The following is a 20,078-nucleotide window of genomic DNA, read 5'->3' on the forward strand; positions in this document are numbered from 1 at the left end:
CCATAAAATAAACCTCCAAACTGAGTAATTCTATCTTACATCAGTTTGAAGGTTTACACAAACTTTGGGATACTCCCTAAAAAAAGATTAATCGAACGGATATCTCATTTTCGGATTTTCTTCCGGTGGATTCATAGCAGATACTTCTTCTGCAGCAACGTCTGAGTTCTCTTTGACATCCTCTACTCCTTCAGAATCTTCTTTTGATTCAACAGTTAAAAAAGCAGAATCTTTCTTGAACTCAACTAAGTCATCCCCGTATTTTGCTAAAATATTCATATTGCTTTCTTCACCAAAGCATTTTTGAATACGGATTTCCTGCACTTCTGCCCATGGACGATTCCCAAAGTATGCAGGATTAAAACGATATACACCGTTCTCTACACATTTTAAGAATCCAGCCTCAGACAGCTTATTCAATCCGCTTCCTACCGGTCCTGGGCTTTTAAGTCCAAGTTTTTTTGCGATTTCTTTTTTAACATAAGTATTTGTTACAATTTCCATGCAGGCTTCATCCTGATTAAAATAAGCACGGGCAAGAGTCCTTGCTGCTATGGCTGCAAATTTTTCAGGAACATTTTTTTCCTGAAGAATCGTTGAAATATAACTTTTTACTGCTTTTTCTGGTAACATAAGGTCTCCTTTCTTATTCAGCGTATAATGCACTATCGCTGCTTATCTTTTTGAGTGACAGTGTTTCTATTTTTTTCATTATTGCTTCAAAATCCTTATATTTAGCATAAATATAAGTTGTGCAGTTTTCTTTGTCATCCAGTTCTGCATCTTCAATGGAGTTGATGGATGCGAGATCCTTAGATTTCTGAATCTGACAGTCCGATTTGATGGCCAGTCTTTTTTTTCGATCATCATATTCCATGGAGCGGATATCACAAAAATAGATATTGTTTTTGATAGCTTTATACTTTCCTTTTGGAAGGTAGTAAAAAATCATCAAATGGTCTTCATAAATAAAGACACTCTCTTTTTCTTTTCCGAGCAGATCCTTTTTGCCTCCTGAAAGCATATAAAAAACAGACAGGACAATCACTGCCACAAAAATAAGAAATACTGCAACATGGATAGCAATATTGACTGCATCACATCCAAATTCAATCCATAGGTATTGGTTATATGCATCGTAAATAATCCCGGCAATCATAAGCAGACACATTAGGATTCCGATTTTAAATTGGAAATATCTATGTCTAGTTTGTTTATAAACAAAGTTTGACACTTCTGGGCTGGATTTAAAAATATATAATGGATTTAACATAAATTTTCACCTCTTCTTGTTCTGTTAGTTTCCGGCTTTATGATAAAAATAACTTTGCCGGGTCTACATAATCCTTCAAAAGAACACGTTTTCTACTATGTTTAATTTTTCGTATAGCTTTTGCTTCAAGTTGCCGGATACGTTCTCTGGTCACCCCATAGATACTGCCAACTTCTTCCAGAGTAAGTGGCTTATTGCCGTCAAGGCCAAATCTGTATATAAGTACTCCTTTTTCTCTGTCTGTCAAGTTAGACATAAGAATTTCTATAATTTTGGTAAGTTCGTGATTAGTAACAATCTGGACTGTATCCATTGTATTATCATCCTGAATAAAATCAGAAAGTCTATTATCTTCATTTTCGCCTACGGGAGCATCAAGGGATGTGGGTATAGTGGCCGCAGAACGTATTTTTTCAATATCTTTTACAGACCATTTGAGAATTTCAGCTATTTCATTATCAGACGGTTCAAAGCCATGATTAAGTTGAAATTCTTTTTTGATCTTGCAATATTTATAATATTTTTCGTTCATATGTACCGGAATACGAATTAGCCGGCTCTGATCTGCCATAGTTCGAGTTATGGACTGACGGATCCACCAGGTAGCGTAAGTACTGAATTTATAACCCTTTGTATAATCGAACTTTTCTACAGCTTTGATCAGACCAAGATTTCCATTTTGGATAAGATCTTCTATTTCCATACCATGATTTACATATTTTTTCGCAATTGAAACAACAAGACGAAGATTGGCATTGATTAAGGCTTCTTTTGCATTCATATCACCTTTTTCAAATTTCTTAGCTAGTTCAATTTCCTGTTCCGCATTCAGAAGCGGAATCATGCCGATTTCATGCAGATAGAGCTTCATAGAGTCTTCCATGGGAATCTCTACTGCCACAGCATCCATATCTTCATGGAGCATTTCTTCTGTTTCCTGCTCCAGTTCTTTATCTTTTAATTTTTTATCTATATTCTCATCAATATTTTTTTTACTCATAAACAAGCCTCCGTTTTGTATCTAATATGTCATTTTATTGAAGGGTCAGTCAATTTTTGTGAACATTCCCCCTGTCTACGCTTGCACTTAGAGGCGGGGGGATTTTCCGCGTTCAGGATAAAAAACGCCCGAAGGCGTCTTAATAAAATATATAGATGCCTTTTTATGCATTTTGAAAATACGAAAAAAAAGCAGCCCGAAGGCTGCTGAATATGTGAATTAAATCTCAATCACAAATACATAATCTCCGTCACGGAGAGCATCTGCAAGAGCATACAGCTCTGATTCTGTGACGCAGAAAATATCATGATCATCTTTATCCCGGATTCCATTTCTTTCATAACTTCGCACATGAGAAAGGAATTCCCGGTATGGGTCTGTACTGTTGATCACATAGACCTGATTGTAGCCATATGAATCTGTGATAGATTCATGAAGACTTCCAAAATCGGAAAAACAGTCGCGTCCAAGCAGACAGTTCTCCGGATGTTTGGCAATCTGAATATTATAATTTTCAGCTTCTTCCATCCATCCAAGGAAATAATACTCTCCTTTTTCGATACGGATAGCCACTACTGTATCCATATAAGGCTCATTCTGAATAAAGTTACCGTCACCAATTCTGATCATAATTTTTCTCTCCTTTATGCATCCAGTGAATATCCCTGGTTTTTCATATCTTCATAGTCATCAAATCCATACTGCTGGGCACGGATATCAAGATAATTATCCCGTGGGATAGAACCAATATTAGTCTCAACAAGATCTTCTGGTTCTTCCGAAAGGGTAAATCCACCATGGCAGAATCCATATTCATCGGATAACCAGTCAGAGATATCCTTCTTCATCTCATTGTATTCAACCTCTCCAAAGTTACCGTCTTCATCAGCATAATTTTCTTTTGAAAAACGCTCTGGAAGAGCGACTTCCTGTGGGAGGGAATCAAATACTTCCTGATCTTCGTCTGTGTCCCATTTAATTCCTTTTACAATATAGCTCATAAAAATTCCTCCTTAATTTGATAATTTTCGGTAATCCATATGCCAGACAAAGCAGTTTTCATTAACAATCTCCTTCTAAAAAGCGTTCGGAGACCCGCAACTTAGTTATGGAAGGAGAACGCCTTTTTTCTAGTATGGGGACTGGCTTATGAAATAAACACCAGTCCCGTGTTTCTTGTTATGATCTTACATTCTTTTGCAGGAAAGTCCCTGCTTCCCATACCGACTGCCTGAAGGTAAAATCCTTTACAGTGCTGTCCCTTCATCACGTACCGTACTCCTTTATACAGGAATACCGCACCAGGCATCAGACGACCCGGGTTATTGTATCTTCTCCTGCTCTTTACTACTTTTAGCCGGCTCCGCATCCGGTCCGCTGTCTGCATCCCGTATGCTTCCACCTGTTTGTGATACCAGTCCTCCAGGGAGTCTGTTTCCTGTCCGGTACGTTTCTTCCGGTTCTTTGCGACCGTCTTACCGTCCAGCTTATAGACTCTCTCAGTCTGGGCCTTGATCAGGCTCCTGTCCTGTCTGCGGAACTGTCGGATGAGATGGACTTCTGTGAAATCAGGTACCTTTTCCGGTATCCGTTCCAGGGCAAGTGCCCCAATACACCAGGCATCCACTTCATGGAGCTGGTCCTTTTTCGTTTTTTGGTAACCGATGGAACGGCGTACCAGGGAAGCCTCCCTTCCGGTACAGTAATGGACGTGTTCTTTTCCGAACTCCGCTTCCAGCTTTTGGCAGATAAACGGGATAGCCTGGTTCAGGACACTTAACGCCCCGTACTTCTTATCCAGTCCAGCTTTCTTATCCTTCAGCTGTTTTGCAAAGTCCGCATCTTTATGTACCCGGTCATGACAGGTATCACATAACCCTGCGATGTTGTTTATGGTATTGGAACCATTTCTTGAACGTGGGACGATGTGGTGGTACTGGGTGATCTCACCCTTACACATGAGGCACTTTCCATCCTGCAGGTCATAGACAGCCGTGTCTCGGTCATCATAACCTTTCAGCGTCCCGTTTTGGAAGTCCACACCGCATACGGAAGGGTCTTCCAGCAGCATAAAAGCGAACCGGTTAACTTCCAAAGCCACATCCGTTACCGGCAGGTACTTCTGTACCTTGTGCACCAGGTTCACGTGTGTCTGTACCAGGTGTCTGGCAGACGGTGTCAGCCATCCATCCTTCCGTTTCCGGTTACAGAACCGGGCTTCGGTATTACGTATGAACTTACAGGTAATGAACTTATCTGCCTTATAAAGCGGCAGCTTACGCATCCGCATCCCAGCCCTGATCATGGTCCCGTACTTCTTCGCCAGCCGCTGCCTTGCCTTACGCTCCCCGTTCCGGGAAGCCCGGCGGCACTGGCGGCGTTTCTCCATCAGTTTTGCGATCTCCTTATTCCTGGTCTCCACGACCGCGGATAACAGGAGCTCCCCTTTTAGGTCAAGGATTGCAAGACCGATATTGGTACGTCCCGGATCCTCCGCCAGGGTCACCGGCTGGAGGACGGGATCATTGTCATAAAGTAACTGTATGTTAAAAGGAACACGTTCGGCTATGCGTGCTTTCCCGGTGTCCAGAAGCTTCTGGACATGTCTCCTCCTTGTAGTAGGCATCTGCGGTTTCCCATCCATGCCCAAAACGTAAATATACTCCGGCATCCGATGTCTCCTTTCGTTAAGTGTCATGCAGTATCACGGGGAATACGGTACTCCCCGTATCGGTGGTAAGCCTGTGCATGACGGGATAACTGTTTTCCGAGACTTGGTGCCTGCTCTGCAGGGCTGCAGGCTGGAAAAACCCACAGGTGCCATCTCCCAGAGGGAGAACGCAGGCATCATGTCTCTGCTCAATAACCCACTGGCAAAGTGAGACCTGTATCAGCAAGTTCGCGACTTTAGTCGTGGGTTATTGACCGGTCCACTCATAATTATAAGCTTCACAGAAATCTAAAGCTTCTTGTTCTGTTTCACAATCCGCAAAATGTTTCTGGACGCCGCCACCGCTATAAATATATATTTCGCACATAGACTCCTCCTTAGTTACGCTGCCTTGCACTGTAAGTTTTTCCGCCTTCGTCATAAAAGCAGAGATTTGAAAATGCTTCCGCAGAGTAGTCAATATGATAATCAGAATAGGTAGCGAAAGCATCAAAACGTCCAATCCCATCAGCTTCTACTTCGTCAACCGACTCTGTGCCACAACCATAACTTTCTTCATCATTTTCCTTATCTTCTTCTACAAGGCTGACAAGAAGGCTCTTAACCTCATCTTCAGTACCGAAAAAACGTTGGATAGTAACTCCGTCACTATCTGAATTTGCAATCGCTATGATCCAATCTGTTTTATTCATAATCAACATCGTCATCGGCAACCTGTGCATCGTCAAAGTCAGACCAGTCAAAAGCAGAATCAGGAAGATTATTTGCTTTTTCCAAAGCTTCGCTTTCTGTATCAACTTCTACGTTCACATATCCGTATTTGATGACCATTACTTTCATTTTTTTCATAATATTTTCCTCCTTACGCAATCTCTTTTTCTTTTACCTGAAGCTCATCTATGAAGAACAGGCAGCCCGAAGGCTGCCCATAAATATGTAAATGTATTAATGAGAGTAGAAATATCTTCTAGCACATTCTATGAATATGTTAGAACTTTCTACATTTTCAAGGAACTGCATAGTTCCAAGATCCTCTGAGAAGAAGACCTTTCCCTTTCTTCCCCTGAAGAACACAAAAGATGTAGTTGATGCATTTATATAGAGCACATCATTTTCAGAAGTAATCTCTGCATCAACCAGATACACATGTTTTCCCACGTTTACACGTGCATAATTGCTAACGTGGGAATTTCTTAACGAAACATTTGTAAGAGAGACATAGTTTACATTTCCGTTTGTGTCTCTCAAATCGTACCCTCCCTGGATACGATTTCCTTTTATAGAGGTATTGCCACTTATCTGGCAGTTGCGGATATGGCAATTATCTCCAATCGTTGCCCAATCTGCAACTTCAGTTGTGGAGATATAAATTTTATCTCCACTGATAATTGCCTTGCCACAAATCGTGGAATCACTGACTGTAATTCCACGTCCACCAAGATCCTCTTTTCCGTAGATACATGCGCTACCAAATATCTCGGAATCATAAACCTTGGTGACACCGGCTACCTTGGCGTTGCCTTCGATTCGGGATTTCCCGAAAACGAAGGCATGAGGGTACACCCAGCATTCCCCATCCTGGGACAGGGTTTTTTCAGACTCAATGAACCCTCCCAAATCTCCAGCTTTAACGCCTGGGAGATCACGTAATGCCCGGATCTGGTATAAAACCGAGCATTCTATAATCTCCCCGTCGTCGTCATAGACGGGATCCATGATTGCCTGATGTTCTACGTCTTTGAGCACTTCATATTTTTTCATTTTTTTCATTTCTTTAATATTCTTCATATTCTTCATTCTCCTAATCATAATAAAATATTTACTGATGTAATTTTGCTTCACTTCATGTCAGTAGGGGATACAAATCTCTCACCTACACCGTTGTCATTAATTTTTCACTCTGCCTATGTTTCACTTAGAGGCAGGGTTTTCTTATTTAATTTACATATTCACTTTTTCTCCTTTCTTCATAAATTATTGTTTCACTATTAATATGTATTATTGAAAAAAATGCAAGAAAAAAGCCGTTCGAAATGAACAGCCCAAAAAATCGGGTGAGCTTACCCTTTGCCTATGCTAACGCTTAAAGGCAGTGATATTCTATAATTTTCTCCTTTCATGAACGCTACCGTTTGCGATTCTGAGGATTTTCTGAATTTTCGTAGCTCCGGAAATAATATGGATGTCCAGCAAAATCGTATTTTAGGATGCTCTAATACAGCATACACATGATGACGCTCGCAGAATCTCATGTTCTGTTTTCAAAGTTTGTGAAATGGTGTTGCCCAAAGCATATTATTTTCTTCTTTCTCTTGCGGCTGACCGGAACATCATTAATAACATCTCGGATACCGGCTTTGTCCGGTCATGTCGTTTGGCTTTTTTGGTACAAGTCAGTTCTTGACCATCCAGAGTATAAACTCCGACATAATATGGAATTTCTTTAGATATTGCTTCATATACATCAGAAGGTGTCACGAGATAATTATAATCACCCAGGAAATTTAGTCCGTGACCGGAATGAAAATCTTCTACCGACGATTTGACTTCGTAGCAGTAAAAGTCACCTTTTTCAATACCGGAAACACTGTTGTTGACAGGTTTAAACCGTATATAATCCACACGCACAGCACGTTTTGTTGAGTAATCAAAAGTCACTTCTTTGGCCCAGTATATTCGTGAATCATTATACGGATTGATTTTCTTCTCAATGGCTGCAGACAAAGCTGCTGTAATTTCAGGTCTTTGACTCATAGGCATTTTCTCCTATATTTTTTCTATCTTTAATATGTCATATTTTGGGGTTAATGGCGGGTTTTTATAAGAAAAAAAGAACATCCGAAGATGCTCTTATTTTTCAGAGGAAAGCTTTTCTGCTAATACCTGTACGGTATTACTCATGATCTGGCGCTGATCTGTATTATTTCCGATGACACGTCTTATCTCTCCTTCTGTAAACCAATACCCTATGTCATCCAGAAATTTTTCAACCATCTGTCTGCTTTCGCTTTCTGTAAAGGGAAACATTTCCTGCTTAATCGGGAAACGGCTGATAAAAGCTTTATCCAGAATATCCAATCTGTTTGTTGCGGCCAGAACGATCACATCATTAGGTAATTTATCGAATTCCTGCATAAGCGTGATCGTTACTCTTCCAATCTCTTTATCAGCTCCACTATTCAGACTATTTGCACGGTTGCAGCTGATAGTATCTACTTCGTCCAAAAGAAATACACAGGGATTTGAAGCCGCATATGCAAAAGCTTTTGCTATATTACGTGAAGTAACCCCCATATAACTGTCCACAACTCTGGAAAAATTCAGATAGCAAAAAGGAATCTCTTTTTTATAGGCAATGTATCTTCCAAACATGGTCTTTCCGGTTCCCGGCGATCCATAAAGAAGCGTTGCGTTTTTATACGGAATCTGCATTTCCATGAGTTTCTGGGAAACATTGGACATCCGGAATATTTTTTCAACAAGCTTCTGTTGGGAATCTGTTACATAGTATCTTTTTTCGTGGAAAGACAAAGACACATCTTCACATATCAGAATATCTTTTAAGTCAGATGGAAGCTCAAATAGATTTGAACCTTCGGATGCTAGGACAGACTTATAGCGTTTGGTAAAATACTGGTTTTTCTGAGTTTTATCTTCATCCAGACATAATACAGCACATTTTTTTGCAGTGTGGATATCATTTTCAGCAACTGCCTTGATCAGATTCATCTGATTGTTTGTTAAGCCCATGGTTTGTCTCCTTTTCAAAAAAGATATTTCCAACTACTTTAATTTTTTCTTTATGAACCCAATATCCAAAATCCTGACGATAATATTCTGCTTCTTTATCTTTCCATTGTATATACCATCCGATTTCAGTACCGTGTTCTCCAAATAACACTTCACCTTTTAGATGATCATCAGTTTCTACAATATCATGTTCCCAGATATCATTATCAAATGTATCTGTATAACCTGTAAATCTGCACAGGGTATCCGCATTAATTGGAGCATATTCCTATATATTTGCTCTTTTGGTAGAAAATATGAGCTTCTCTAATCTTTCAAATGCATCGTATTTCTGCATGTACCAGCCCACAGTCCATTCTTTCCTGTCTGCTCGAATTGCCTTGTAAAGCGTTCCCATCATAAAATCAGGATAATCACTCATCACCTGTCTCCTTTCTGTCCGCAGGATCTTCCGAATAATAATAGCAGTCCCCTGTACATATATCGTTTCCCCGAGGGCACTCTTCTAAGACTAACGGACTTCGATGATTTTCATCTGCCAGACAGAAATTATCGTCTAGCAGACAATAAACTTTAACTCCGTCTTGTGTCATATCAAGCATCTTCGTTCTCAGCCTCCATGGAATCATCTTCCATTTCATCCATAATTTCTTCCAGAAGAGCTTCCTCGGATTCTCCAGCTGCCTTTTTTTCTTCCCACATTTTACGGAAACGTTCTTTTGCGGCGGCTCGCTGCTTTTCAGATACCTTTCTTGGCGGAGCAACATGGATATAGCTGACCGGAGCATGGCAGACCATACTTCCATCCTTGTTGATGATCACATGATTGACTTCATCCGGTCGCTTTTGTGAATACTTAAGAAGTTTTGATTTGAGAGCAGAACCACTTGGAACAGTAATTTCTGCATATTCTCCACCTTTTACCCAATTGATTGCAAATTCGTTCATATTAGATTCCTCCTTTGTCCAAAGAAATTACATTATCATCATCCAGAAAATTGAGCCAATATCCGAGATCTTTCCTTAGATAAATACCTTCACCCCATTCCACGTAAAAGCCATCGTGTTCTGCAGTTTGAGAGTCAAAGCAGTTTTGGTATCTTCCAAATCGAATAGTTCCGATTTCCTTTCCGAAATGATACTGGATCTTATCGTTTTCCCAAATATCAATCCCGTTTTTTCGATATCCGGTATGTCTGCAGATTGAATCTGGATCAACTTCGATCATGTCCGGCTTAGTGAGACTGCCAGGCGACATAATACTGTCAGCGATGACATAACTTTTTTTCTCATTTTCCTTTGTTTTCTGATAAAGATATCCATGGATCCACTGCCCTGTCTGCAGGACTTTTGCCTTGCAGAGAAAGCGATCTGAGGAATAAGTCGCATTTTCCTGCATAAGATTCCTCCTTAATCTGCTCTCTTTCTTTTGGAATTATCTCTGATAATTCTGGCAATAGAAAACTCATTTACGGTAATACTATGTACTTTCCCCTTGGAATCCTCTTTGTCATACTCTCGACTTTGGATTCGTCCGCTGACATATATCCAGTCGCCTACATGATAAGAACCGGCGTGTTCAGCATCTTTATTCCAACATATAGATGGGATGTAGGAAGAAATCTCCTCTCTATTTTCATCATACTGATTATTTGCCAAGAGAAGGTCTGTGATTTTTGTGCCAAGCGGAGTTTCTCTAAAAACAGGTTTTTTACATATATAGCTGCTAAGCACTAGACGGTTCTCGTCAGGAATTGTAAGAGCTGGTTCCAGTGTTGTGGTCATAATATAAAGGATTAATCTTCCTCTGGAATCGTTCCTTGACTGGAAGGCTCCTGTGATATGGATTCTTTCTGGAAATTTTTCCTTCAAAAGGCTTGAAGGAATAACAACTCGCATTCTGTCGATAGATCCAGAAAGACGGGCAACATCAAGTGTTACCTCGTACAGATTTTCTCCTTTGTATTTCAAATGCTCATGAGTTCCGGCATCTTCAAAAGGATGAATTTTGTCAGTGACCGTTCCGGTCAGCGTACATTCATTTCGCATAATGTATACCTCTTTTCTTTGTTTTTATATTTTTAATATGTCTGATTTTTCTAAACTTGGCTATTTTTTATAAGAAAAAACCGCCCCATAAGGGACGGTATAAACATAGCTTATTTCTTTGAAAATGATGATAATCCGTTTCCAAAATCCGCAAATTTTGAGGTGGATTCTTTTGATGCAGCAGGATTTTCTTTTATCTTTGGATCAGAGATTTCAGGAGAATAGCAATTGCAGATTTCCTCATTGATCGTATCCAGTATTACTTCTCGGTAGCTTTCTACAAAAAAAAGCTTTTTATCAAGAACCTCTGAATTGTCAGTTTTAAGTGCATTATCTACGAACGCTTGTACTTCCTTTTCTTTGTTCTTTCGGTATTTGTAGATCATTCGAACCAGAGCTTTGTTTGCAAAGATTTCTTCCTGATGCTTTCTCAAAGAGTATTTCTGATCGTTCGTAAGTTCATTGCAGAAAATAGCAAAATCATCATTAAAGCGTTCCCGGTCATCAGGATAGTAATCGCAATGGACATACTGCGGTTTCGCATATTCTCTTCTGCGCAGGTCCTGCACATCTTTTTTTGCAGGCTGTAACACAAAGACCATTCTTTTTAAAGAATCCATCGGCATCATTCCGTTGGCAGCCATCATAGCCTCTTTTGTTACATTACTTCCGCTATCTTTTGCAGTAACTATTTTTTCAATATCATCAACTAAATAATGGCCTTTTTTCTTCTGATGCTTAATTTTGGTATAAAATCCATTGTAAAGTCCTGCCTCTTTTTCAAAATGACATTTTCGCCGTAATCCTCTACAGTTTTCAGTCATTGAATATAAAGCATTCAAATCAGGTTTTTCTACGACACAGTATTCCCCATCGGATGTATTTATAGTTTTCATAATATTTCCTCCATGTAAAAAAGTCGCTCATTCCAGCAACAATTTATCTAATTTTTTTTCAATAACTTCAGGCCTTTTGTCTTCCGTGTCAGAAAGCATGCCTTGATGTAAATTAAAAGCCTTTACCTCAGTAACCTTTTTATTCCATGCAAACTCAGTGGTAAGCCTGAATTCTCTTAACAGATCTTTTACTTCCTGGCTATTTTTGTATAGATCCTTACATTTGAGTCTAACCACAGGAAGAACTTCACGTGGCTTTCTCATGAGATAAAACGCCATATCTTTAAGAAAGTCATCGTAAGTATCTGTTGTTTTTGGAAGTTCTAGTTCTTCTTTTACATCACTTGAAGCAACTTCATCCAAAACAATTTCCATATTATTATTTTTCTTGTCAGAAAGAAAAAGGAAATTTGCTTTCCTAAGCTGTTCCAGTGTAACTGGACTACCTGGTTCTCTGTTTTTATAAAGAGCTTTTAATTTTGAATCTTCTAAAGGAGTTTTTCTCCTTTTATTTGCAATATAAACTAACGTCCCTTTTGGAATGCTGCAATCGAACGCATACTGGGCGTAGTCTCTGTTTCCTCTCATTTGATTGATAAGGATTTTCATTTCAGCGCAGGCCTTTCTGCAGTCTTTCTCTTTTTTTAATTCTTTTTTATCTGGTTTTTTCATAGTAACATTGATTCCACCTTTTTTTAGAATCTTCTTTTGTGCCTTAACAATATCTCTTGTTAGCATCATTCCGTTTGCAGCAAGAAGGTGTTCGAAGCCGACAGAGCAATCAGGATCCCTGTGATTGTAAAGCGAAAGAAGCTGTTCATACTGAAAAGGTCTTTTGCGTTCTCCTGTAAAGGATCTGTATAAAGTAGATACACTGACATTACATTCATACGCATACTGTTCTAAAGTACGGCTTCCTCTCATCATATCAATTAAAACTGAAATCGCCTGGTTGTTAATACTTGCGATTACAGAAAAATCTGTTTTATCTAAAGTATTCCAGAAATTAATATCTCTGTATTCATGTCTTTCCATATAAGTTTCCTCCTAAATATATTGATATGTATTATTCTTTTATAAATTTAATAATCTGATAATAAGTCTGTAAGTACCGTATGCAGTTTTTTTACCTTAGAATTTTCAGCAACCGGAATTCTTTGAATATCCTCATATTTTAGATACGTAAAAATATCTTTTTCATAAGTTCCATAAACCTGTAATGTATCAGTGTGAAATTTATGGAGCAATCTTACAAGTGTCTTTTCTTCATATATTTTATACAATCGCTGTCTGATTGCATTAATATTACCGTTGGGCAAAGTTGCCTCAAAAAAAGAAATGTCATCAAGAAATTCGACAAACTTCACGTTTTCCTTTTCCTTCTCTGACATTTCATTCAAGATTGAATCATATAAAATTTGGTAGTTATAGCCCGGAGAACCATTTCCTCCATAAACTTTTTTGATATAGTACTTATAAGCCGCTTTTATGTATTCTTTGGGTAAAAAACCCATAGCTGCAAACATTTTTTCTTCTGTAACGCCGGAATCTGTGGCAGCGTTTTCTACAATAGGATCCACTAACTTTCTCAGTGTTTTTTCTGTTGCACAAACAGATCGTTCCCCTTTTCTTGTGTAAGAAGCAAAAATCCTGGCGTTTCTGCCGCATTGAATTGCAAATTTATTTAACGCAATTCGTCCTCTGGCCTGATGTATCAAGTTTCCAAACAGGCTGAAATCACTTTCGGCTATTTTTTCGTATGTATTCATAAAATTTCCTCCACAGATATAATAATCGAACATAAGCTATATTTATTTTTTCTCCTTTCATCAAAATTTTTATGTTCACGCTTAATATGTAATTTTGAAAAATACACAAGAAATTTTGAAAACTGTTCGTATCCAAGTAATCAATTGTTTTTTAAGATACACAAAAAAAATAGGCAGCCCGAAGGCTGCCTGAAAAAATATGTAAATTGTTTTAATTATTAGCCGGAATGTGAAACATAAGCAATTTTCCGGAATCACTGAAAATATTTCCGCTAATGTTCATCCGAAAAATTTTCCCTCCTTTTTTGATTGCTTCTACTGCAAAGTATAACCCTTTTTCTTTTGCTTCATCCAACGGTACCTCTGAAAATGATGTATTCTCAGACCAGCCGTCTCTTATAAATGCTTCAGAAATCTCTTTTGTATTGGTATATCTTGCCATATCATTTCTCCTCATTTTTTGCAATATAGTATTCTTCACCGTTGGAATCGATGATATAGAAACCATTTTTTACGACACGGACATCTGCAATATCATCCAGAGCCAGATAAGCGCGTTTCTTTGCAGCAAAACATTCGTCTTTTTTGTATGCATAGCATTCGCTGCCATCGGACAGACACATGGAAAGTTCATTTCCATCCGTGTTCCAGTCAACGATATCTGCCGGATCAATGGAATAAGTATCTGCCTGTACCGCCTGGCCAAGTGGCTGGGCGGTACAAAGCATAATTGTTGATACTACTCCAAAAATAAAGAATTTCTTTGCATCGTTTCTTTTAAAAGTTGTACGCATTATTATTTCCTCCTTTGGTTATTCTGCAAACCGGATATATCCAAGATTATCCGGCAGCTTAAAAAATTCTCCTTTTCCTCCGTGAAGCAATGCCCTGGCTTCTGTCCTGGTATATCCAATGGATGTCCAGTCAGAAAAGAAATCCTCCAGATTAGTGTAGTACGCACAAACATCACCATGCAAGGCATAACGCATGGCGTGTTTTCCGACAGCCAGAACAATTTGATCTGTCAGTGTGATATACTGAGACAAATATTCCCGGCTTCTTTTTGACAATGGATATGCAATATACCTGGTTGTCTTCTGGCAGAACTCTTCCGCTTCAGATAAAGTAATATTTCCCTGTAACAGTTCTTTATCACGGGGAGCATACACATTGTAACGGTTGTTATCCTGTGTCCGGATAATCATCCGGTTCAGTTCTTTTACACATACGCCTTTAGACATGATAGATTTTCTCCTCCCGTGTCAGATTATTCCGGATTACTGCTTCACAGTATTTTTCTGGATCTTTTTCGTGGAATTTCTGGAATCTTTCCAGTGCCGATTCCCGGTCTTTCATTCCAGAATAACCAAATTCCAAACGTTTTCCTTCTTTATCCAGGAAATGCAGGTCACAGCCTTTCCGGGTAAACGAGTCAAGGTTTTCATTCATAATTGCATTGTATGCAATCAGACACTCAGCATAGAGTGCAGCCATACGTCGGATACCTTCTTCTGTCTCATACAGAGTTTTGATAGTTCCAAGGTTCAGAGTATTGACCGTATCAGTCAGAGTGAACCTTCCATGAATTGCAAGATCCAGGTAATAACCCTCACTTCCGCCTGCTTTTAAAACAAAACAAGGATCAAACGCATAATCGTATAAACTTGTTTTGTCGTAAGTACTAGCCAGGCTATAATCAATAAGATCATCCGGCCATTTTCCTGATTCTTTGACCTTTGATATAATTTCATTAAAAAGATCAACATTGGTAATCACATCCGACTCTTTTTTTATTTCCTTTAACATTTTATTTTTCCTCCATAATCACATAGGTATGACAGTCTCCACCCGACATGGAAGTAACGAAACGTTCTCCAGCCTGAAGGCGCGTATCAATGTAAGAAACAACCTCATCATTTGGAACTAAAGCTCCGTACTGCTCCTTTTTAGCCAGTTTTTTTGTTAAATCGGGTAGTGTCCTGATTAATTATCCTTTACGTGAAAATAATTTGTTCTTGATACACATTCATAATTTGCCATAATAGTTTCCTCCAATCTCAAAATCATTATTTCATTATCTTTCCGCCAAACATATTTCTTCCGGATACGCCGACATTGTATCGCCGTTTTCAAATTTAATATTCCACATAGGTAAGCATTCCAGATCAGCACCGTTATCGCTGTCTTTTGTAATATCCTTTACTCGATTAATTACTTTAAGACACTCTGCGGGAATTCTCGGTAATTTAATTACCGGGATGAAAGCAGTATAGCTCTTTGAGCCATCAGCCTTTTCCCAGAGGTTTTCGTGCTCCTATGACCCAGTTCCCGCAGTGATGCAGGATCCTGAGCTTTGACAGGCTGACCTGGTTATACTTTCCGGATGTGCGGATGTAGTTATCCTCTGCATCTTTCATATAACAGGATGTTCCGGTAAACCCGGAGATCCAGCCCTTCTTCCCGTTCAATTCCACAAGATCGAACAGGCATGCGGTAATGGATACTTTCTTTCCACCCCGTCTTTTTGTGAAGGTCACGGCCTTCGTGTTCTTGCTGTTCCGTGCGGCTTTCTGGTTCGGTTCCTTCCGTCCCTTCCTCGGTGTCTCCTCGTGAAGGGAGCGTTTCTTTCTCCTTACCTGCTGGATATAAAGGACCTGTTCCCCATCCTTAACGGAAGTGACTCCTGTCTTCACCAGAGCGATGGCTGTGGCATCATTCCCATGGCTCTTTGGGAGCTTCAGCTTCTCCCGGTCCACTTTCGTGATGTTCCCATAGGTAAATACCGCATCCGGGAATGTCTTCCTGAGGCGTTTCCTTAAGATGTTCATGAACGTGGCATCCCGGAGACCCCTGGTGAACTTCTTCTGTTCCTGCATCCACTGATAGAGGATCCCACCAGGAAGATGGTTCTCCGTGGTATGGCAGCAGCTGCATACCGTGGCCATATACTGCGGGTTATCGGAAGCCCCACGGCTCCGGTACAGGATATGGTGCACATGCAGCTTCCCGCCTTTCTTTTTACAGACCTGGCAGGTATACCTGTCACGGGCAAGGACGTAGGCACGGACATTTTCGTAGTCGTACTGCGGCCCTTTCTGGTACAGATCCCCGTGGATCCCAGGGTCTTTCATGCGGGCCGGGTCGAAACGTCCCAGCTCGATGGAAAGGCGGTACCCTTCCGGGAGAAGATCCTGCAGCTTCCTGATCCACCGGATATGGTGGTCCGTCTTTGACTGCAGGGACGGCGGCAGCCATCCTTCCGCCCTATTGGGCGAAAACGTGTTCTTCTGTTTCTTCCAGTGCCGTCCCTTTTTGTCGGGCATCTCACAGTAGACACGTTTAGTCTTCGGTCTCCATTTTGGGTGGCGGTACCGGGTTTTCCGGTAACGTCTCCCTCTCCTTAAGGAAGCCCTTGCTTCCAGGAGTTTCCTCTTCGTCATGGAATCCCTGAGGCTGATCTCCTCCTTATGCAGGACCGTACCGTCTTCCCGCACAACGGACACCCCGATCTGCTGAGACCCAGTATCTATGCCAAGATAACCGGGCTGTGTGGTACTGCCTGTCTTATAGTTCAGTTTTATGGTAAACGGGACTTTCCGGTATACGGAAGCTTTCCCGCCATCAAGTAATAAACGGGCTTTCCTTTCAGACACAGGCATCAGCCGGCATCCGCTTTGCCCTACCACGAACACACTCATGGCTGGTCCCTCCTTTTGTTATTGTGGCAGGTACGCAAGAGTCCTGCCCTCCCATACGGGAGTCATCGCCCTTCGACAAGGTTCCGGATACTTCGTGCACCAGGTCAGTGTCTCCTTCTCCGGGGAGACATCCGTTGCCTGAACCCTGTACCGGCTTTGGCACAACCGGGGCGGGTATTGATATCCGGGACGTAGTGCAATGATATCCACCATCATAAGTGGATCCCATCACCCTGAATCTAGTCAGCGCGCCCTTTCGGGTACTACGGATAACTTCACATGCCTTTCAGCATGCTCGGTTATTCAATAGCCGAGAAGCTGACGTTTTTTGATAAGATTTTTGATTTGCATAAGATTTTCCTCCTAAGATATTTTTTGAAACAAATTTACATATTTATTTTTTTCTCCTCTCTTCATAAATTTTTGTTTCACTTTTAATATGTATGTTCGCTAAAAGTTCAAAGAAAAAAGCAGCCGTAGCTGCTTTAAGTAATGATTAGATAATGGTTAACAAAATTCTTTGCGAAGAGACTGGATTATATCCAGATTTTCTGATGTCTTACCCTTTTGTCCTTTGATGATGTTATGTACCAGCTCGATATTTTTATCAAGCTTTCCATTCTCATTCATGATCAGATAATCATACTTCGGGATCATGGTGATCTCTTTCCGGATTTCTGCCAGACGTTTTTTCATGTCATCTTCCGAAATCCCTGTCTCTTTCATTCTGGATTTCAAATCTGCAGCAGGTGCAGCTACAAAAAAAGTAAGTGCTGTTGGAAAAAGGTCTTTTACTTTCATAGCACCTTCTGTTTCAAGGACAAGAACCATATCTCTTCCCTCTTTCAGGGCTTTTGTAACAGGAAGAGCCAGTGTTCCGTAGGAATTTCCACAATATTCGGCTGTTTCCAGAAAACCGCCGCTTTCTTTGATTTTCTCAAAGCATTCCGGTGTGATAAAGTGATAATCTACTTCATTACGCTCATCCGGACGCGGCTGTCTGGTTGTTGCGGAAATAGAATAAATATAATTGTCACTCAGCTCTTTTAAGCCATCTGCAATCGCATTTTTACCGGCCCTTGAGAACCCGGAGATAATGATAAGATGTCCCTGATGTTCTGATTCCTTTTCGAAATCCTGAATATCGGTAGCAGGGTAATCAGGGTCAATCATGCCATAACCAAGCCTACGTCCGGATTCATTGTCAAACAGCTGGTAAAACAACCCTTCCACATCATGAGCAAACAGTTCCTCAATGGTATTAAATTGGATCGTTTCTTCCAGGTTTCCTTCCCATGGATGGTCTGAAATGTAAGCAAGACCTGGTCCGTCGGGCTCACTTGTAATGATACAGGTATACTTTGGCTTTTCTGGAGAAGCTTTCAATTCTCTGATTCCGTTCATGTTCTGAGATGTATTTACCCAGAAATTCATATCTTTTTTCAGATTGTCAGAATCCTGTGTTTTATCAGTTCCCTTTTCCTGATTCTTTAGCATATCTTCATATCTCTTGATTAATGCACTGAAAAAGAGATAGATTGCGGTTGTGAAAAGATTTTCCTGATAAAGTTTAAGCCCCATATTGAGTGACTTAATTAACTGTTCAATGGAAAACTGTCGGAGATCAATACATGGGGCGTATTTTTTTACCCCTATATCCGTAGAAGAAATCCGTAAATAGTTTTTCTCATGTGCATATTCGGGGTGCAGCCGGAAATACCTCCAGCATTTGACAGGAAGATACTTTTCAAGATTACCCATGATCCAGTGTTCATTGAACATAAACTGGTAAAAATCCATAGTATTAAGATCACCACAGATATCCAGCTTTGTTTCAGTAACTTTCAAAATAGTAAGCTTGCTGATTGGAAAAAGTTTTCCCAATTCTTTGTAAAATTCGTTGATTATAGTCATAATATTTTCTCCTCCTAGATTATCTTGTGGTTTTTTTTACGCATTTTTCCAGGTAATGCATAAACTTCATTCCAGTCAAAGTCTCGAACATTTTTGCAACGATTTTTCTTTCTTCGATGGAACCTGTATCTTTCCAGATTCCAACAATCTCGTCGAAAATGCCTGTGTAATCACAGTCTTCCAGCGCATCAATCTGGTCTTTTAACAGAGTATCGCCATCTACGATGCAACCATCCGGTGTATGCTCATACAATTCCGCTCCCATTCCGAGAAGGTGGGTATAATTGTAATCTTCCAGGATCTCCGGTTTCAGAGCACAAAACACACGATATCCTTCCGATTTTTCAAATTCCTCAACTTCAATCTCTACATATTCCGTAGTTTTGGGTCTAGGTCTGCCAACCTGAAGATATCTTTCCGCAATTAAGGAAAAGTCCAGGATTTCGGTTAGATACAGCCCGTCATCTTCAGTGGCAATATTGCATTCATCCAGAGTTTCAATCCTTCCTAATGCATAATCCTGTAAAGCCCTTGATTCAGGAAAAGTATCTGTATCCAGATTACGTCCTTCATATCTCAGAATGGTAGAATCGTCCTTATCAACATAACCATAATAAGTTACGAAATCAAACCGGTACTGTTCACCGCCAGCTGTCACAGCAAATCCTCCTATAGTGATGCAGTCTGATTCCTTATTGATCGGTCTGTTAAATTTGAATCTTGCATTTAAAATCATAATTTTCCTCCTAGATTAACTGAATGCACTGGATGCTTCCACGCATAGATACATTGTCAAGGTTCTCTGTTTTGAGAAGCCTTGTTTCCCAATGTGGATTATCATCCAGTCGTTTCTGAATGGCTTTCTCAACTAGATCACTGTATTTGTCGTAGCCCTCCTGCGTAAACCAGCATTTAGATTCTTCATTCGGATGGTTCTGGTACCATTTCGGTTCTTTGAGCCATCTTCCGATATAACGGCTTTGGTCAGGAAAGAAGTACTGGAAGCAGCCTTTCCACGGCTGATCAGGTCCGGTACGGATCTCATAACGGTAAAACAT

At 40.2% G+C, this 20,078-nt stretch carries 27 protein-coding genes; all 27 read right to left on the reverse strand.

The genetic code is table 11. The features are described 5' to 3' along the window. Nucleotides 1–87 precede the first annotated feature (87 nt). Nucleotides 88–633, reverse strand: a complete 546-nt coding sequence (locus AB5916_RS13175) for a hypothetical protein (protein WP_368191343.1) — start codon at nt 631–633, stop codon at nt 88–90. Nucleotides 634–646: 13 nt separating this feature from the next. After that, nucleotides 647–1,273, reverse strand: coding sequence for a hypothetical protein (locus AB5916_RS13180; RefSeq protein ID WP_368191344.1), 627 nt, complete (start codon nt 1,271–1,273; stop codon nt 647–649). Between the two features lie 37 nt (nt 1,274–1,310). Next, complete coding sequence (locus AB5916_RS13185) at nt 1,311–2,273, reverse strand: sigma-70 family RNA polymerase sigma factor (RefSeq protein ID WP_368191346.1); 963 nt, start codon at nt 2,271–2,273, stop codon at nt 1,311–1,313. Between the two features lie 219 nt (nt 2,274–2,492). Then, complete coding sequence (locus AB5916_RS13190; RefSeq protein WP_368191347.1) at nt 2,493–2,903, reverse strand: hypothetical protein; 411 nt, start codon at nt 2,901–2,903, stop codon at nt 2,493–2,495. Between the two features lie 14 nt (nt 2,904–2,917). Beyond that, a complete protein-coding gene (locus AB5916_RS13195) occupies nt 2,918–3,274 on the reverse strand; it encodes a hypothetical protein (RefSeq protein WP_368191348.1) in 357 nt (118 codons plus the stop codon). Between the two features lie 146 nt (nt 3,275–3,420). Next, nucleotides 3,421–4,944 (reverse strand): RRXRR domain-containing protein, encoded by a 1,524-nt coding sequence (locus AB5916_RS13200; RefSeq protein WP_368191349.1) that lies wholly within the window; start codon nt 4,942–4,944, stop codon nt 3,421–3,423. A 377-nt stretch (nt 4,945–5,321) separates the two neighbouring features. Further along, nucleotides 5,322–5,645: a hypothetical protein gene (locus AB5916_RS13205; protein ID WP_368191350.1), complete on the reverse strand. Its 324-nt coding sequence runs from the start codon at nt 5,643–5,645 to the stop codon at nt 5,322–5,324. Next, nucleotides 5,629–5,793 carry a hypothetical protein gene (locus AB5916_RS13210; protein ID WP_368191351.1) on the reverse strand — a complete coding sequence of 55 codons (165 nt, stop codon included), beginning with the start codon at nt 5,791–5,793 and terminating at the stop codon, nt 5,629–5,631. The genes AB5916_RS13205 and AB5916_RS13210 overlap by 17 nt, the downstream gene beginning before the upstream one ends. 96 nt (nt 5,794–5,889) lie before the next feature. After that, complete coding sequence (locus AB5916_RS13215) at nt 5,890–6,732, reverse strand: hypothetical protein (RefSeq protein ID WP_368191352.1); 843 nt, start codon at nt 6,730–6,732, stop codon at nt 5,890–5,892. Nucleotides 6,733–7,239: 507 nt separating this feature from the next. Beyond that, on the reverse strand, nt 7,240–7,698 hold the full coding sequence (locus tag AB5916_RS13220; RefSeq protein WP_368191354.1) for a hypothetical protein: 459 nt from the start codon (nt 7,696–7,698) through the stop codon (nt 7,240–7,242). A 96-nt stretch (nt 7,699–7,794) separates the two neighbouring features. Then, entirely contained in the window at nt 7,795–8,694 is a 900-nt protein-coding gene (locus AB5916_RS13225; protein ID WP_368191355.1) for an AAA family ATPase, read from the reverse strand. Beyond that, complete coding sequence (locus AB5916_RS13230) at nt 8,648–8,845, reverse strand: hypothetical protein (RefSeq protein WP_368191357.1); 198 nt, start codon at nt 8,843–8,845, stop codon at nt 8,648–8,650. Before AB5916_RS13230 ends, AB5916_RS13225 begins: the two co-directional genes overlap by 47 nt. A 117-nt stretch (nt 8,846–8,962) precedes the next feature. Beyond that, a complete protein-coding gene (locus AB5916_RS13235; RefSeq protein ID WP_368191359.1) occupies nt 8,963–9,115 on the reverse strand; it encodes a hypothetical protein in 153 nt (50 codons plus the stop codon). Between the two features lie 173 nt (nt 9,116–9,288). Beyond that, on the reverse strand, nt 9,289–9,642 hold the full coding sequence (locus AB5916_RS13240; protein ID WP_368191361.1) for a hypothetical protein: 354 nt from the start codon (nt 9,640–9,642) through the stop codon (nt 9,289–9,291). A gap of 1 nt (nt 9,643) precedes the next feature. Beyond that, nucleotides 9,644–10,093, reverse strand: a complete 450-nt coding sequence (locus AB5916_RS13245) for a hypothetical protein (RefSeq protein ID WP_368191362.1) — start codon at nt 10,091–10,093, stop codon at nt 9,644–9,646. 11 nt (nt 10,094–10,104) lie between these two features. Continuing rightward, nucleotides 10,105–10,743: a single-stranded DNA-binding protein gene (locus AB5916_RS13250; RefSeq protein WP_368191364.1), complete on the reverse strand. Its 639-nt coding sequence runs from the start codon at nt 10,741–10,743 to the stop codon at nt 10,105–10,107. A 110-nt stretch (nt 10,744–10,853) separates the two neighbouring features. Then, the gene (locus AB5916_RS13255) at nt 10,854–11,639 is read right to left on the reverse strand and encodes a hypothetical protein (protein WP_368191365.1); all 786 of its coding nucleotides are present in this window, start codon (nt 11,637–11,639) and stop codon (nt 10,854–10,856) included. Nucleotides 11,640–11,666: 27 nt separating this feature from the next. After that, nucleotides 11,667–12,674, reverse strand: a complete 1,008-nt coding sequence (locus AB5916_RS13260; RefSeq protein WP_368191367.1) for a hypothetical protein — start codon at nt 12,672–12,674, stop codon at nt 11,667–11,669. Nucleotides 12,675–12,721: 47 nt separating this feature from the next. Beyond that, nucleotides 12,722–13,408 carry a hypothetical protein gene (locus tag AB5916_RS13265; RefSeq protein WP_368191368.1) on the reverse strand — a complete coding sequence of 229 codons (687 nt, stop codon included), beginning with the start codon at nt 13,406–13,408 and terminating at the stop codon, nt 12,722–12,724. Between the two features lie 211 nt (nt 13,409–13,619). Beyond that, the gene (locus tag AB5916_RS13270) at nt 13,620–13,850 is read right to left on the reverse strand and encodes a hypothetical protein (protein ID WP_368191369.1); all 231 of its coding nucleotides are present in this window, start codon (nt 13,848–13,850) and stop codon (nt 13,620–13,622) included. Between the two features lies 1 nt (nt 13,851). After that, complete coding sequence (locus AB5916_RS13275; protein ID WP_368191370.1) at nt 13,852–14,202, reverse strand: hypothetical protein; 351 nt, start codon at nt 14,200–14,202, stop codon at nt 13,852–13,854. Nucleotides 14,203–14,220: 18 nt separating this feature from the next. Further along, nucleotides 14,221–14,649 (reverse strand): hypothetical protein, encoded by a 429-nt coding sequence (locus AB5916_RS13280; protein WP_368191372.1) that lies wholly within the window; start codon nt 14,647–14,649, stop codon nt 14,221–14,223. Continuing rightward, the gene (locus AB5916_RS13285) at nt 14,642–15,214 is read right to left on the reverse strand and encodes a hypothetical protein (protein ID WP_368191373.1); all 573 of its coding nucleotides are present in this window, start codon (nt 15,212–15,214) and stop codon (nt 14,642–14,644) included. Before AB5916_RS13285 ends, AB5916_RS13280 begins: the two co-directional genes overlap by 8 nt. 479 nt (nt 15,215–15,693) lie before the next feature. After that, complete coding sequence (iscB, locus tag AB5916_RS13290; protein WP_368191375.1) at nt 15,694–17,106, reverse strand: RNA-guided endonuclease IscB; 1,413 nt, start codon at nt 17,104–17,106, stop codon at nt 15,694–15,696. A gap of 507 nt (nt 17,107–17,613) precedes the next feature. Continuing rightward, nucleotides 17,614–19,020, reverse strand: coding sequence for a guanylate kinase (locus AB5916_RS13295; RefSeq protein ID WP_368191377.1), 1,407 nt, complete (start codon nt 19,018–19,020; stop codon nt 17,614–17,616). A 19-nt stretch (nt 19,021–19,039) separates the two neighbouring features. Then, a complete protein-coding gene (locus AB5916_RS13300; RefSeq protein ID WP_368191379.1) occupies nt 19,040–19,756 on the reverse strand; it encodes a hypothetical protein in 717 nt (238 codons plus the stop codon). A gap of 10 nt (nt 19,757–19,766) precedes the next feature. Beyond that, nucleotides 19,767–20,078, reverse strand: a complete 312-nt coding sequence (locus AB5916_RS13305) for a hypothetical protein (protein ID WP_368191380.1) — start codon at nt 20,076–20,078, stop codon at nt 19,767–19,769.

Origin of the sequence: Blautia sp. 1033sp1_1033st1_G9_1033SCRN_220408 (assembly GCF_040929965.1) — a bacterium.
In the GTDB taxonomy this organism is placed as follows: Bacteria; Bacillota; Clostridia; order Lachnospirales; family Lachnospiraceae; genus Blautia_A; species Blautia_A ammoniilytica.

Bases quoted from the DNA above. Each gene is read 5' to 3' on its own strand.
- AB5916_RS13175 (WP_368191343.1), bottom strand. From the start codon at position 633: ATGTTACCAGAAAAAGCAGTAAAAAGTTATATTTCAACGATTCTTCAG.
- AB5916_RS13180 (WP_368191344.1), bottom strand. From the start codon at position 1,273: ATGTTAAATCCATTATATATTTTTAAATCCAGCCCAGAAGTGTCAAAC.
- AB5916_RS13185 (WP_368191346.1), bottom strand. From the start codon at position 2,273: ATGAGTAAAAAAAATATTGATGAGAATATAGATAAAAAATTAAAAGAT.
- AB5916_RS13190 (WP_368191347.1), bottom strand. From the start codon at position 2,903: ATGATCAGAATTGGTGACGGTAACTTTATTCAGAATGAGCCTTATATG.
- AB5916_RS13195 (WP_368191348.1), bottom strand. From the start codon at position 3,274: ATGAGCTATATTGTAAAAGGAATTAAATGGGACACAGACGAAGATCAG.
- AB5916_RS13200 (WP_368191349.1), bottom strand. From the start codon at position 4,944: ATGCCGGAGTATATTTACGTTTTGGGCATGGATGGGAAACCGCAGATG.
- AB5916_RS13205 (WP_368191350.1), bottom strand. From the start codon at position 5,645: ATGTTGATTATGAATAAAACAGATTGGATCATAGCGATTGCAAATTCA.
- AB5916_RS13210 (WP_368191351.1), bottom strand. From the start codon at position 5,793: ATGAAAAAAATGAAAGTAATGGTCATCAAATACGGATATGTGAACGTA.
- AB5916_RS13215 (WP_368191352.1), bottom strand. From the start codon at position 6,732: ATGAAGAATATTAAAGAAATGAAAAAAATGAAAAAATATGAAGTGCTC.
- AB5916_RS13220 (WP_368191354.1), bottom strand. From the start codon at position 7,698: ATGAGTCAAAGACCTGAAATTACAGCAGCTTTGTCTGCAGCCATTGAG.
- AB5916_RS13225 (WP_368191355.1), bottom strand. From the start codon at position 8,694: ATGGGCTTAACAAACAATCAGATGAATCTGATCAAGGCAGTTGCTGAA.
- AB5916_RS13235 (WP_368191359.1), bottom strand. From the start codon at position 9,115: ATGAGTGATTATCCTGATTTTATGATGGGAACGCTTTACAAGGCAATT.
- AB5916_RS13240 (WP_368191361.1), bottom strand. From the start codon at position 9,642: ATGAACGAATTTGCAATCAATTGGGTAAAAGGTGGAGAATATGCAGAA.
- AB5916_RS13245 (WP_368191362.1), bottom strand. From the start codon at position 10,093: ATGCAGGAAAATGCGACTTATTCCTCAGATCGCTTTCTCTGCAAGGCA.
- AB5916_RS13250 (WP_368191364.1), bottom strand. From the start codon at position 10,743: ATGCGAAATGAATGTACGCTGACCGGAACGGTCACTGACAAAATTCAT.
- AB5916_RS13255 (WP_368191365.1), bottom strand. From the start codon at position 11,639: ATGAAAACTATAAATACATCCGATGGGGAATACTGTGTCGTAGAAAAA.
- AB5916_RS13260 (WP_368191367.1), bottom strand. From the start codon at position 12,674: ATGGAAAGACATGAATACAGAGATATTAATTTCTGGAATACTTTAGAT.
- AB5916_RS13265 (WP_368191368.1), bottom strand. From the start codon at position 13,408: ATGAATACATACGAAAAAATAGCCGAAAGTGATTTCAGCCTGTTTGGA.
- AB5916_RS13270 (WP_368191369.1), bottom strand. From the start codon at position 13,850: ATGGCAAGATATACCAATACAAAAGAGATTTCTGAAGCATTTATAAGA.
- AB5916_RS13275 (WP_368191370.1), bottom strand. From the start codon at position 14,202: ATGCGTACAACTTTTAAAAGAAACGATGCAAAGAAATTCTTTATTTTT.
- AB5916_RS13280 (WP_368191372.1), bottom strand. From the start codon at position 14,649: ATGTCTAAAGGCGTATGTGTAAAAGAACTGAACCGGATGATTATCCGG.
- AB5916_RS13285 (WP_368191373.1), bottom strand. From the start codon at position 15,214: ATGTTAAAGGAAATAAAAAAAGAGTCGGATGTGATTACCAATGTTGAT.
- iscB (WP_368191375.1), bottom strand. From the start codon at position 17,106: ATGAGTGTGTTCGTGGTAGGGCAAAGCGGATGCCGGCTGATGCCTGTG.
- AB5916_RS13295 (WP_368191377.1), bottom strand. From the start codon at position 19,020: ATGACTATAATCAACGAATTTTACAAAGAATTGGGAAAACTTTTTCCA.
- AB5916_RS13300 (WP_368191379.1), bottom strand. From the start codon at position 19,756: ATGATTTTAAATGCAAGATTCAAATTTAACAGACCGATCAATAAGGAA.
- AB5916_RS13305 (WP_368191380.1), bottom strand. From the start codon at position 20,078: ATGTTTTACCGTTATGAGATCCGTACCGGACCTGATCAGCCGTGGAAA.